The following is a 13,204-nucleotide window of genomic DNA, read 5'->3' on the forward strand; positions in this document are numbered from 1 at the left end:
TCTATTCTTCAATTAAAGAAGATGCAAAATTTCTCATTGCTTCAGCAACTAATTTCTTAACTTCTTCCTTAGAAACTCCAGAGTTGTCTTCTAATTTACCTGAATTTCTTTCTAAAACAATTGATACACCATCAAATAAGTTAGTCATTCTTCCTAAGAATAAAGAACCCTTACCAATAATCATAGCTCTATTTAATTCACCTGATGTTAAATCTTCACGGCAGAATCCTAAATAAGGTACTCCTGAAGGAATATGTCCTTGAGTTGGAGCCCATCCTTCCATACCATGATCTTCAATAAAGCTAGCAATTTCAGCTTTTTCTAATTGTTTTTTCATTACTCCTAAAGCACCAATCATCTTGAAGTTAGCATTTGGAACATCTCCAGCTCCAGCAGGTTTAGTTATGTCAGGATTTTGCATTTCAGCTGAGTATTTATCAACATCTTTTACTGTTAAATTAGCTTTTTCCAATGGTGCAGTAACTAATGCTGACATAACGGCTTGTGGTGATGAACCAGTTCCTACTGTATGTCTACCAACTATGTCAGTTCTTAATACTGGGTTAACTCCATCATTTTCTGAAATTAATGCAGCAAATCCACCAATACAATCTTCTAATATAGGTAATCCTTTCTTAAGGTGGTCTTTACCGTTCATTCCTAATTTAGCTGTACATCCACCTGCAACTATAACAACATTTTTGAAAGTTCCAGAATGAACATGAGATGATGCAGCAATTAAAGTATGAGTTGGAGCAGCACAGAATCCTCTTATATCAGAACCTGAAGCATTGTCAAATCCAGCTAATTCAGCTATAGATTTTGCAAAGTTACCACCACCTCTTTGGTTCATATCTCCACATGCTTCTTCTGAACATTCAATAACATATTCTACATCATTAGGATCTAAATTATTCTTTGCAACTAAATGTAAAGCAGCTAACAATCCAGAAGCTTTTGTAACCAAATTTTCTAACATAACATGAGCTGATAAGTTAACATCAACATCATGAGCTCTAGTAACTACACCTACTAGTTTATCTTCAAAGTATAAACCTTCTGCATGATTATTCATATGTCCTTCAAGAACTGATTGATCAACACCTTCTTTTAATCTTGCAACTAATCCTTCGCTAATTAGTGGATGTTTTTCCAAATCAGCTTTAACAGATTCAGTAAACTCTTTGTTAAGATAAACTAAATCAAAGGCATCACAAATTTTCATAAGACCAACAAATTCATGTTCTGGCATTATTTCACCATATTTACCATCTCTTGGAGCTCCAGATAAATATTTATCTGCATCTGACCATGGTTGTGGCACAGCCTTTAAATCTTCTGGTCTTTTGTTTCCAATGTAAACTTGGTTTGGTAAATAATTTAATACTTCTTCATATTTTCTAATATGATTTGGTATTTCCTTTAAATATTCTGAATCAGGATTTAAAGCCTTTTCAGTAGTTTGAGTTGTTCCATTTTGAATTATCATGTCTGGTGCATGAACTAATACGTAAGAAGTTCCTTTTAATACAGGAAAATTCATCTTAATTACCTCCTTTAATATAAAAAACAGATAGCATAGTATGTATTGCATATAAGCCAACTACCCTCATCTAATAGAATACCATTAAATTAAAAAGGTGTCAATACCTGACACCTTTTTTTACTTAAAAATTATTCAAATATTGTTTGTCCTTCAACTTCAGTTGATAAAGCTTTTAATGCTTTTTTAACAATACCCATTCTTAATGCATATTCTTCTTCATGGCTCAATTTAGGATTACCTAATGGATGAGGAATTGCTATAGCAGGAACAATTCTGTTAGCTCCTACTGTTAATGAAATTGGAGTTACAGTACATACATGTACTACTGGAATTCCAGCTCTCTCAATTTCTTTTACCATCGTTGCACCGCAACGTGTACAAGTACCTCAGGTAGATGTTAATATAACTGCATCTACTCCATCAGCAACCAATTCTTTGCTGTATTTTTCTGCAAATGCTTTTGCAGAAGCTACAGCTGTACCATTTCCTACTGTAGTATAGAAATATCTATGAAGACTTCCAATTTCACCCTTCTTTTCAAGTTCTCTTAAAACATCAACAGGTAAAACTCTATCTGCATCTTGGTTCGCATAAACTGGGTCATAACCACCATGTGCTGTTTCCCATTCGCCTTCTTTAAGATCCATTACACCTTCAATATCATATTTACCATATTTTGAAGCTGATGAAGATTCAATATGATCAGGGTTTCCATGAGGAACAATACCACCTGATGTTACCAAAGCAATCTTAGCTTTTGTAATATCTTTAACAGCTGGATTTGGATCTACTCTGTCAAAGTGTGGCATTGGAAATTCTGTTTCAAATTCCTCACCTTTTAACTTTTTAATCATCATATTTACAGCTCTCTTACCACCGAAATCTTCTCTAAATATGTTCTTTCTAACTCCTCTTTCAATGTAACCTTCTTCAGCTGGAGAACCAATTTCTTCTCCTTTAACAAGTTTCATTGCAAGTGGAACCATTTTGCTTACAGCATCTTTCATACCTGCAGCACTATTTTTAGTTGAAACTATATATATGCTCTTTTTGAACATATCTGCACCTGGGTTTTCAATATACATACCAGTTAAAGCCGGAATACCCAATTCATTTTGAACAGCTTCAGTAATTGTACCAGCAGCAACTCCATAACGACCAGCATTAAATGCAGGACCTGCTATGAATAAATCTGGATTGTACTTTTTAACCATTTCTAAAACTTCTGCTTTAGCTTGGTCCATATTTTCACCAAAATAGCTGTCTCCGCAAATAACTGTAGCAACTATTTCAGCTTCACCCTTAAAACCGGCATTTAATGCTAAACCAGGTCCAATTTTTTCTTCTCTGACTTCTGGTTTATAATCTGCCTTTTCTTCTCCACCTATACCAGCAAAGAATTGGTTTATATAGTGAACTACTCTTAATTTTTCCACACTAATCACCTCTCTATCATATATTTATATATGATTTTTTTCTTAATTACAAATTATAATGAATTTCTAATTTCACTTACAGCTTCAATGATAGCATCACAGTCAAGAACCATTTCCATCATACCAATTTGGTCATCATAAACTGATTCATCAACTTCTGCTTTAAATTCAGGTTCAACTGCGTGATATACTTTAAGTCCTAACTGAACTCCTGCTAATGGACCTGCAAAAGTAGGGTCTCCTGTAGTTACAGTTTCAGCTGCTAATGCTGCTGATTCTGCTTCAGATGCTCCTAAAAGAACTAAACAATTTTCTGCTCCGTATTTTTCTGCTAATTCTTTTACCCTTCTTTGATTTTCTAAGTCCATTGCTCCTGCTGCAGTTCAGACAAAACATTCAGTTGCTGAAAATACTATTTCTGCAGGAGTTGTAGCGACACATTCTTCCATAGCTGGTCCTGGTATACCATCTCTATCACCGATTATGATTACTTTTGTATTTTCTGTAAAAAGTGCCATATCGCTAACACATCCTTTCTATATATTTTATTTTCGTTTAATTTTATATAATATTCCGTGTATTTAATAAATTTTAATAGCCAGTAGCTGATAATCTATTAAATCCTAATTCATTTGTTGCACCTGTAATTGCTTGTAATTCAACCATAATTGAACCATCTTCTCTTAATGATCCATCGAATCCACCTGCAATAATGTCAACATAATCTAAAGTTCCAATAACTTTGTCCATCTTAGGTAATACAATAGTTTCGTTAGCATTACCACCAGTTACTACCGCATTTGCAGCAACATCAGCATCAGCTAAAGATTGACTTGCACCGTCTCTACCAGCATATTCATCAGTAATGATAACTGTTTTAACGCCTTTACCTTCGATTTTTTTACAGTTCATAATTAAATCTGTATCTGGGTTACCAAATCCTTCTTGTGATACGATAGCTCCATCAAGATTTAAAAATTCACACAATTTAGCAGTCCAGTTTGATGATCTTTCTTTATCTGCTAAATATACATTTTCGTTAGTGATAATAACACCAACAAAGTTGATTTCTTTTCCATGCTTTTCATACATTGCTCTAACAACTGGGTTGTTTAAGTGATGATAAGTTGTATTCTTATCACAAGCAGATACACAGTTACCACTTAATATAGCTCCATCCATCAATTCTGTTGGATATAATAGTGTTGGAACTATTTGTTTTGCATCTACACCGTAAACATATGTATCATGTAATAATCCTTGAGATTGTAACATTTGAACATAAGCAACTTTTGGTAAATGTTTTAATTCTTCAGCTTGTTCGAATAATGGCTTAGTTTCGAATACTTCTACTTCATCAGGTTCAACTTCTTTACCAGCTAATCCTAAATAAGTAGCAGCTTTTAATCCTGCCATTCTAACAGCTTTTTCGTAAGCATGAGCTTCAACACCTTCAGCTGGTTCCACAATTAAAACTATATTATTAGTTTTAGAGAATGGTGTATATTCAGCTCCAGGTCCTTGCATATCAACAATACCTTCTTGGAAGCCTACTATTTTACCAACTGTCATTACTGCGGCTCCTTTAAGAACATGAGTTCTTCCTGAACCAACTACATCAACTTTTGAAATCATTCCAGGGAATACTCCGCCTGCTCCGTTAACCTTTACTCTTGGTTCTACAACATCCTTAATTGGAGTAATTCTTACACTTTCACCTGGTTTTGCAAGATCTACGTCTACTGATTTTAAGTGTTCATCATCCATTAAATGAGCTATTAATTCTTCCTTATTAATGTATAAAACACCTTTGTCAACTTTTGTTTCTGAACAAAATTTAACATCGTTAATTAAGATTTTTCCTAATTCTAGACGCATATACTCACCTCCTTAAAATTTATATATTTAATCCTTTCGGAATTAAATTCATTTATTCAAAACTTTCGACATATTTTCTAGCATTTATTGCGGCTATTGCACCATCATTAACAGCAGTAACCACTTGTCTAAGTTCTTTTACTCTAACATCTCCAGCAACAAAAACACCTTCAACATTAGTTCTCATAGTTTCATCTGAGACTATATAATTTCTATCAGTTTCAATCTTTCCTTCAAATAATGAACTTTCAGGTATATAACCTACGAAAATAAAAACGCCAAAAATCATATCGCCTTCTCTTGGAACTATCTTAGTTTTTTCTCCAGTTTTATTATTTACTATATTCATAGCTCCTAACAAACTAGCGCCTTCAAAACTTTCTACCTCAACGTTCCACATAATCTTCAGTTTTTCACATTTTAAAGCTTTTTCTTCTATTGATTTAGCCACTGATAATTTATCTTTTCTTACTAGTAATGTAACATTTCGTCCAAATTTTGTAAGATACATCGCTTCTTCAACTGCAGCTTCTCCTGAGCCAACAACATAAATATCCAAATCTTGGAAAAAAGGTGCATCACAAGTTGCACAATATGCTATTCCTTTACCAGTAAATTCTTTTTCACCCGGAACATTAAGTAATCTTGGATTTGATCCAGTTGCAATTATCACAGACTTTCCTTCATAAGTAGCATTTTCTCCTTGAACTACCTTTGTGTTCTCAGAAAAATCAACATTAATCACTGTATCTGTTACAAATTCTGCTCCAAACGATTTGGCTTGTTTAACCATTCTTTCAATTAATTCAGGACCTGTTGGGACATCTTCTGCCCCTGGATAATTTGCTATTTCGTCAGTCTTAGCTATTAATCCACCTGGTGTTCCCTTTTCAATAATTATTGTTTTCATACTAGCTCTTGCAGCATAAATTCCTGCACTTATTCCCGCAGGACCAGCTCCAATTATAATACAATCATACATAATTTACCTCCAATTACAGTATCAAAATAATAAACTGTAATGAAAACACATTCGTTTATTATTATATATTAAGTTTACCCAATTGTAAAGCATTTTTTGATAAAATCATAATAAAACTTTTTTATAACTTTAAGTATTTGTATATAAAATTCACAATCTTTTTAAAGTTCCTTTCCTAATGTGTAATTTGCAATATTCACACTATGGTCTGCAATTCTTTCAAAATTTGATAATATGTCAAGAAATTTAACTCCAGCATTTGTATCGCAAATGCCTTTATTAATTCTATCCATATGGTTTCTTCTATAACTTTCTTCTAATATGTCTACTTCTTCCTCAATATTAATACAATTTTTTGCTAACTCAAGATTATTATCTTTATATGCATTGGTTGTATCAACAACAATTTTCATAACATCTGAAGATATTTTTTCATATTCATCAAAAGCTGTTTTACTAAATACAGAATTTTCATCTTTAATTTCTTGAATCAATTCTATTATATTTTCGCAATGATCTCCAATTCTCTCATAATCATTTATAGCGTACATCATAACAAATACTTTATGTTTTTCTTCATCAGATAAATTTTTATCAGCTAAGGGAACTAAATAGTCAATAATTTCCTTTTCTAATCCATTAATCATTTTTTCTCTATTAAAAACAAATTCTATATTCTTGCCACTTTTAGTCTTAAATGCCTCAATTGTCTTTTCAAGAGATTCAATGACAATTTCTCCCATTCTAGCAACCTCTTTTTGAGCTTGAATAATTGCAATACTTGGTGTTTCAAAAAATCTTTTATCCAAATTTTCAGAATAATGTTCTTCTACGACATCATCTCCTTTTATTACTAATTGTGATATTTTAACTAAAAGACTAGAAAATGGCAATTGAATTAAAACATTTATTATATTAAAAAATGTATGAGCATTAGCAATTTGCCTTTGAACATTTCCTGGAGAAATATATTCAACTAAATATTGAACTGGAATTCTTAGAACAGTCATAAATATTATAGTTCCTATTAAATTGAATAGAAAATGAATAAAAGCAGCTCTCTTTGCATTTTTACTTGCTCCTATTCCAGCAATCATAGCGGTTGTTGTTGTCCCAATGTTATCACCAAAAAGAACTCCAAAAGCCTGGTTTATATTAATAGCTCCTTGCATTCCCAATGCTTCCAACAATCCTATTGAGGCAGATGATGATTGAAGTACAGTAGTTAATAAGAATCCGGCTAAAACTCCAATAAATGGGTTATTTAATTTTACAAGTATATTCTTAAACCATTCTTCTTTTGCAAGAGGTTCTAATCCACTACTCATAATAGACATACCTAAAAATAATATTCCAAAACCAATTAATATTTCAGATATATCTTTTTTTCTATCGTTCTTTGCTCTCATCCACATAAAAACACCTATAGCGATAACTAATGGTGCATATTTTGAAATATCAAAAGCAATAATTTGTGCAGTTATAGTAGTCCCAACATTTGCACCTATTATTATTCCAACAGATTGAGCTAAAGTCATAAATCCAGCGTTTACAAAACCTATAGCCATTATAGTAGTAGCAGAACTAGATTGAATAATCATTGTAACAAAAATACCAACCAATACTGCATATATTTTATTTTTTGTTATTGCAGCGATTATTCCTTTTAATCTTTCACCACAAGACTTTTGTAGTCCTGCACCCATTAAATTCATTCCATATAAAAATAAACCTAAACCGCCTAAGACAGAAATGAAAATAGACATATTTCCTCCAAAAATTATAAAAAAAATCAAAATATTAGCTCATATATTATATATAAACTTATCAATAATAGTATACCATAAAATGAAATAAAAATAATATTTATTTCAAACAATTCAATAAATTAATCTTAAAATTTATATAAATAATGAGCTAATCAAAAATTATTATACTCTATTTAATATTATAAAATGCAGATAATCCTAAAAATTTAGAATTTTCTCCAAGTCTGTCCTCAATTCTCAATAATTGATTATATTTACAAATTCTATCAGTTCTAGATGCTGATCCTGTTTTTATTTGACCAGCATTAACAGCAACAGCTAAATCAGCAATAGTTGTATCTTCTGTTTCTCCAGATCTATGAGAAATTACACAAGTATAACCATGAGTTTTAGCAAGCTCTATTGCATCAAGTGTTTCAGTTATTGTTCCAATTTGATTTAATTTAATCAATATTGAATTAGCAATTCCTTTTTCTATTCCCATATTTAATCTTGAGTAATTAGTAACAAATAAGTCATCACCAACTAATTGAACTTTTTTTCCAATTTTTTCAGTTAAAAGTTTCCATCCATCCCAATCATCTTCAGATAATCCATCTTCAATTGAAATAATAGGATATTTTTCAACTAAATCACAATAATAATTTACTAATTCTTCTGAGGAATAAATTTTTCCTTCTCCTTTAAAATTATATTTTCCATTTTCATACATTTCACTTGATGCTACATCCAAAGCTAAAAATATATCTTTTCCTGCTTTATAGCCAGCTTTTTCAATGGCTTCCATAATTGTTTGTAGGGCTTCTTCATTAGAATTTAAATTAGGGGCGAATCCACCTTCGTCACCAACTGCTGTATTATATCCTTTTGACTTTAAAACAGATTTTAAGTTATGGAAAACTTCTGTTCCCATTCTTAGAGCTTCTTTAAATGAACAAGCTCCTGCAGGCATAACCATAAATTCTTGAATGTCTACATTATTATCAGCATGTTCTCCACCATTTAAAATATTCATCATCGGAACAGGTAAAGTTTTTGCGTTAACTCCACCTATATATTCGTAAAGAGGGGTATCTGATTCAATTGCTGCAGCTCTTGCAACTGCCATGGAAACTCCTAAAATTGCATTTGCACCTAATTTTGATTTGTTTTCAGTTCCATCAATTTGAATTAAAGCTCTATCAATTCCAACTTGATCAAAAATATCAAATCCAATCAATTCATCTGCTATAATTTCATTAACATTATTAACTGCATTTAATGTTCCTTTTCCTAAATATCTAGATTTGTCACCATCTCTAAGTTCAACAGCTTCATGTACTCCTGTTGATGCCCCTGAAGGGACAATCGCACTTCCAACTGTACCGTTTTCAGTTGTAACCTCAACTTCAACAGTAGGATTTCCTCTTGAATCTAAAACTTCTCTTGCATAAATTTCAACTATTAAGCTCATAATATTCTCCTTATTATTTATAATTTATTAATGCACAAAAACTAGCACTTTCTAAGCAAGCTCCACCAACTAAAGCACCATCTACATTCTCTTTTTGCATTAAATCTTTTATATTGTTTGGTTTAACACTGCCTCCATATTGAATTCTTATATTTTCAGATAAATTTCCATAAATATCAAATAAAATTTCTCTAATAAATTTAATCATATTTTCAGCATCATCGGAAGATGCAGTTAAGCCTGTTCCTATTGCCCATATTGGCTCATAAGCAATTATTACTTTTTCAATATCAGTTTCACTAATACCTTCTAGAGTATTTCTTATCTGTTTTTCAACAACTTCTTTTTCTACTCCTGAATTTCTTTCTTCAAGAGTTTCACCACAACATAATATTGGAATCAATTTATTTTGTAATGCAGATTTTACTTTTTTATTAATCATTTCATCAGTTTCGTTAAAAATAGTTCTTCTTTCTGAATGCCCTAATATTACATATGACACTCCACAGCTTTTTAACATTAAAGGAGAAATTTCACCTGTAAATGCACCTTTGTTTTCAAAGTACATATTTTGAACCCCTAAACCTACATCAGAACCTTCTAACAGTTTATTAACTTCTGTAACATAAACAAAAGGAACACATACTACTTTCTCAACATTATTATCTAACTTCTCTGATACAATTTCTTTTACTAATTTCTTGGCTTCATCTAAATCTTTATTCATTTTCCAGTTTCCAATAATAACAGGTTTTCTCATACTACCTCCAATTATTTATTATCTATTGAGTCAATTCCTGGTAAAATCTTACCTTCTAAGAATTCTAAAGATGCGCCTCCACCTGTTGAAATATGTGTTATTTTATCTTTATAACCTGATTTTTCAGCAGCAGATGCACTATCTCCTCCACCAATAATACTAATCGCTTCACTTTCTGCAATAGACTTTGCAATTTCAAATGTACCCTTTGCAAAATTTGACATTTCAAAAACTCCCATTGGACCATTCCAAACAACAGTTTTTGCATTATTAATTTCATCTGAAAATAGTTTAACCGTCTTTTCTCCAATATCTAATCCCATATAATCATCTTCTATTGAATCTATATTAACTGTTTTAAATTCAGAATCATTAGAAAATTCTTTACAAACAACGACATCTATAGGTAATAATATCTTAACATTTTTACTTTTTGCTTTTTCAATCAACTCTTTTGCTAAATCGATTTTATCTTCTTCCAATAAACTTTTACCTACTGAATAACCTAAAGATTTTAAGAATGTAAATGCCATTCCTCCTCCGATTATTATACTGTCTACTTTTTCAATCAAATTTTCAATAACAGTAATTTTATCAGATACTTTTGCTCCTCCTAAAATTGCTACAAAAGGTCTTTCAGGATTAGAAAGTGCTTTTCCCATTATAGAAATTTCCTTTTCTACTAAAAATCCCACAGCTGATGGTAAAAACTTACAAAGTCCAACATTTGAACAATGCGCCCTGTGGCTTGTACCAAAAGCGTCATTTATATATAATTCACCTAGTTCAGCCAATTCTTTTGAAAAATCATCGATATTTTTTGTTTCTTCATTTCTAAATCTTGTATTTTCAAGCAAAGCAATTTCTCCATCTTTTAATTTTAAAACTTCATTTTTTACATTATCATCCACTACTAAATTACTTTGTAAAAATTTAACATCTTTATTTAAAAGTTTAGATAATTCTTTAGCTACTGGTGCTAATGAAAATTCTTTCTTAGCTTCTCCCTTTGGTCTACCTAGATGAGATAATAAAATTATTTTTGCATTATTTTCAATTAAATATTTGATTGTAGGTAATGCTGCTACTATTCTAGCATTATCAGTAATTTTACCTTCTTCTGTTTTTGACATTGGAACGTTAAAATCAACTCTTACAATAACTCTTTTTGAGGTCACTTCTAAATCAGTAATAACTTTTTTATTCATAATTACTCCTTACTATACAATATGAGGTGAAAATCTCCACCTCATATTATTATTAAATAATAAGATTCCAATTTTGGAAATTCTTATTTATAGACTATTTTGAAAGATTAACTAAATATTGGAAAGTACGTATCAAGTTTGCAGTATATGACATTTCATTATCATACCACGCAACTGTTTTAACTAATTGTTTACCATCAACTTCAACTATTCTAGTTTGAGTAGCATCAAATAAAGAACCAAATTTTATTCCTATTACATCTGTAGAAACTATAGGATCTTCAGTATACCCAAATGATTCACTTGATGCTTCTTTCATTGCATTGTTAATTTCTTCAACTGTAACATTTTTTTCTAAAACTGTTACCAATTCTGTCAATGATCCTGTAGCAACAGGTACTCTTTGGGCAGAACCGTCTAGTTTTCCTTTTAATTCAGGAATAACAAGTCCAATAGCTTTAGCTGCGCCAGTTGTATTTGGAACTATATTTATTGCAGCAGATCTAGCTCTTCTCATATCACCTTTTCTATGTGGAGCATCTAAAGTATTTTGGTCGCCTGTATATGCATGAATAGTAGTCATAATACCTTGAACAATTCCAAATTTATCTTGTAAAACTTTAGCCATTGGTGCTAAACAGTTAGTAGTGCAAGAAGCTCCTGATAAAATTTTTTCTGTTCCATCCAATATGTCATGATTTACACCATAAACTACTGTTTTCATGTCACCTTTCCCCGGTGCTGATATAATTACTCTTTTAGCACCAGCATCAATATGGAATTGTGCTTTTTCCTTTGCAACAAAGAAACCTGTACATTCTAATACAACATCTATATCTAATTCTTTCCAAGGTAAATTCTTAGGATCTGCATCTGAGAAAACTTTTATTTCTTTCCCATCTATAGAAAAACATCCTTCTTTTACAATTACTTCTTTTTCAAATCTTCCTTGAGTTGAATCATATTTTAACAAATGAGCTAACATATTTGCATCTGTTAAATCATTTATAGCTACTACTTCAACTCCATCCAAATCGTGCATTAATCTAAATGCCAATCTACCTATTCTTCCAAAACCGTTAATCGCAACTTTCATTTCGATTCCTCCTTAAAATTTTATAAAAAGCTTTCGCTTATAATATATTTAAAATCTTTTTAGCTGATTCTTTATCTGTAACTAAAGTCATGTCTTTTCTAATGTTACAAATAGAAATAATCGCCTTATACTTTTCTCCATAACCCGCAATTGCAATTACTTCTTTAATCTTTAAATACTGATCCATATCTAATCCGATAGTATTCGAACTATACACAATGTTTCCACTAATATCAAAGTAATTTCCAAATGCCTCACTAACTGCATTTTTTTCATTTAATATTTTTATTTCATCTTCAGTTAATGAACGTCTTTTTGCCATAGCATCAGATCGTCCAATACCAAAAACTAATACATTTATCTTATTTAAATATTCAATTAGCGTTTTTACTTCTTCTAAATCCTTTAATCTATCAAATGTTAAATCATCTAAATAATCTGGTAAAAAAGTTCCGAAAAAATTTGCACTAAGTTTTTTTGATAAATTATTAGCCACAACATTTGACTGGTATTCCAAGCCGTTACCTAAACTTCCTCTAGCAGGTATAACAGCAATCTTATCATATGATTTTTTTACATTCATTATATCTACAAATGTTTTAACTGTTGTACCTCCTGATATTCCAATTACATCATTCTCAGAAATTGTATTTAAAAAATACTCCGCTGCAACCTTTGCAATTTGTTCCTTTCCCAAAGATTCATCACCAAACGAATCACTAACTATAACTCTTTTTATTCCTAATTTTAGCTTTAACTTATCTGCAATATCTTGGTTTTCATTAAAATTATTAATCAAATCTCTAAGTTCTATTAACATAGACTCTCCAAGATCAGTTATAAAAGTTCCGGATTTAATTACCTCAACAAACTTTTCTTCAGTAAAAAATTCTAATTCATTTCTTACTAGGCGCTCTCCAACACCTAAATATGACGAAATATTTCTTCTCCCAACAGGGGCATTCATGGAAATGTATTCTAGAATTTTATATCTAAAAACAAATTTTTTAATCAAATCTGGAACAAACTTTTTTAAATAATCTATATCATTCATTTTTGTCCCGTTATATACTATT

Annotated in this window: 11 protein-coding genes; all 11 read right to left on the reverse strand. The window is 31.0% G+C overall.

The features are described from left to right. Nucleotide 1: 1 nt before the first annotated feature. Nucleotides 2-1,543 carry a glycine/sarcosine/betaine reductase complex component C subunit beta gene (gene grdC / locus WFJ11_RS04035; protein WP_293439635.1) on the reverse strand — a complete coding sequence of 514 codons (1,542 nt, stop codon included), beginning with the start codon at nt 1,541-1,543 and terminating at the stop codon, nt 2-4. 131 nt (nt 1,544-1,674) lie between these two features. After that, on the reverse strand, nt 1,675-2,982 hold the full coding sequence (grdB, locus tag WFJ11_RS04040; protein WP_293439633.1) for a glycine reductase complex selenoprotein B: 1,308 nt from the start codon (nt 2,980-2,982) through the stop codon (nt 1,675-1,677). Between the two features lie 53 nt (nt 2,983-3,035). Then, nucleotides 3,036-3,500 carry a glycine/sarcosine/betaine reductase complex selenoprotein A gene (gene grdA, locus WFJ11_RS04045; protein WP_081446160.1) on the reverse strand — a complete coding sequence of 155 codons (465 nt, stop codon included), beginning with the start codon at nt 3,498-3,500 and terminating at the stop codon, nt 3,036-3,038. A gap of 73 nt (nt 3,501-3,573) precedes the next feature. Continuing rightward, a complete protein-coding gene (locus WFJ11_RS04050; RefSeq protein ID WP_009732728.1) occupies nt 3,574-4,860 on the reverse strand; it encodes a glycine/sarcosine/betaine reductase component B subunit in 1,287 nt (428 codons plus the stop codon). Nucleotides 4,861-4,912: 52 nt separating this feature from the next. Beyond that, nucleotides 4,913-5,842, reverse strand: coding sequence for an NAD(P)/FAD-dependent oxidoreductase (locus WFJ11_RS04055; protein ID WP_293439628.1), 930 nt, complete (start codon nt 5,840-5,842; stop codon nt 4,913-4,915). Nucleotides 5,843-6,003: 161 nt separating this feature from the next. After that, nucleotides 6,004-7,608, reverse strand: a complete 1,605-nt coding sequence (locus tag WFJ11_RS04060; protein ID WP_293439626.1) for a Na/Pi cotransporter family protein — start codon at nt 7,606-7,608, stop codon at nt 6,004-6,006. 172 nt (nt 7,609-7,780) lie between these two features. After that, nucleotides 7,781-9,064, reverse strand: a complete 1,284-nt coding sequence (gene eno, locus WFJ11_RS04065) for a phosphopyruvate hydratase (RefSeq protein WP_293439624.1) — start codon at nt 9,062-9,064, stop codon at nt 7,781-7,783. A 13-nt stretch (nt 9,065-9,077) separates the two neighbouring features. Continuing rightward, entirely contained in the window at nt 9,078-9,824 is a 747-nt protein-coding gene (gene tpiA, locus WFJ11_RS04070; RefSeq protein ID WP_293439622.1) for a triose-phosphate isomerase, read from the reverse strand. A gap of 11 nt (nt 9,825-9,835) precedes the next feature. After that, a complete protein-coding gene (locus tag WFJ11_RS04075) occupies nt 9,836-11,032 on the reverse strand; it encodes a phosphoglycerate kinase (RefSeq protein ID WP_293439620.1) in 1,197 nt (398 codons plus the stop codon). A gap of 94 nt (nt 11,033-11,126) precedes the next feature. Continuing rightward, nucleotides 11,127-12,128: a type I glyceraldehyde-3-phosphate dehydrogenase gene (gene gap / locus WFJ11_RS04080; RefSeq protein ID WP_009372720.1), complete on the reverse strand. Its 1,002-nt coding sequence runs from the start codon at nt 12,126-12,128 to the stop codon at nt 11,127-11,129. Between the two features lie 37 nt (nt 12,129-12,165). Beyond that, entirely contained in the window at nt 12,166-13,182 is a 1,017-nt protein-coding gene (locus WFJ11_RS04085) for a sugar-binding transcriptional regulator (protein ID WP_293439618.1), read from the reverse strand. Between the last annotated feature and the right edge of the window lie 22 nt (nt 13,183-13,204).

It is taken from the genome of Parvimonas micra (assembly GCF_037482165.1).
Lineage (GTDB): Bacteria > Bacillota > Clostridia > Tissierellales > Peptoniphilaceae > Parvimonas.

What these genes read in the sequence shown, in the direction of transcription:
- WFJ11_RS04085 (WP_293439618.1), bottom strand. Translation starts at nt 13,182, where the DNA reads ATGAATGATATAGATTATTTAAAAAAGTTTGTTCCAGATTTGATTAAA.
- tpiA (WP_293439622.1), bottom strand. Translation starts at nt 9,824, where the DNA reads ATGAGAAAACCTGTTATTATTGGAAACTGGAAAATGAATAAAGATTTA.
- eno (WP_293439624.1), bottom strand. Translation starts at nt 9,064, where the DNA reads ATGAGCTTAATAGTTGAAATTTATGCAAGAGAAGTTTTAGATTCAAGA.
- gap (WP_009372720.1), bottom strand. Translation starts at nt 12,128, where the DNA reads ATGAAAGTTGCGATTAACGGTTTTGGAAGAATAGGTAGATTGGCATTT.
- WFJ11_RS04050 (WP_009732728.1), bottom strand. Translation starts at nt 4,860, where the DNA reads ATGCGTCTAGAATTAGGAAAAATCTTAATTAACGATGTTAAATTTTGT.
- WFJ11_RS04075 (WP_293439620.1), bottom strand. Translation starts at nt 11,032, where the DNA reads ATGAATAAAAAAGTTATTACTGATTTAGAAGTGACCTCAAAAAGAGTT.
- WFJ11_RS04060 (WP_293439626.1), bottom strand. Translation starts at nt 7,608, where the DNA reads ATGTCTATTTTCATTTCTGTCTTAGGCGGTTTAGGTTTATTTTTATAT.
- WFJ11_RS04055 (WP_293439628.1), bottom strand. Translation starts at nt 5,842, where the DNA reads ATGTATGATTGTATTATAATTGGAGCTGGTCCTGCGGGAATAAGTGCA.
- grdC (WP_293439635.1), bottom strand. Translation starts at nt 1,543, where the DNA reads ATGAATTTTCCTGTATTAAAAGGAACTTCTTACGTATTAGTTCATGCA.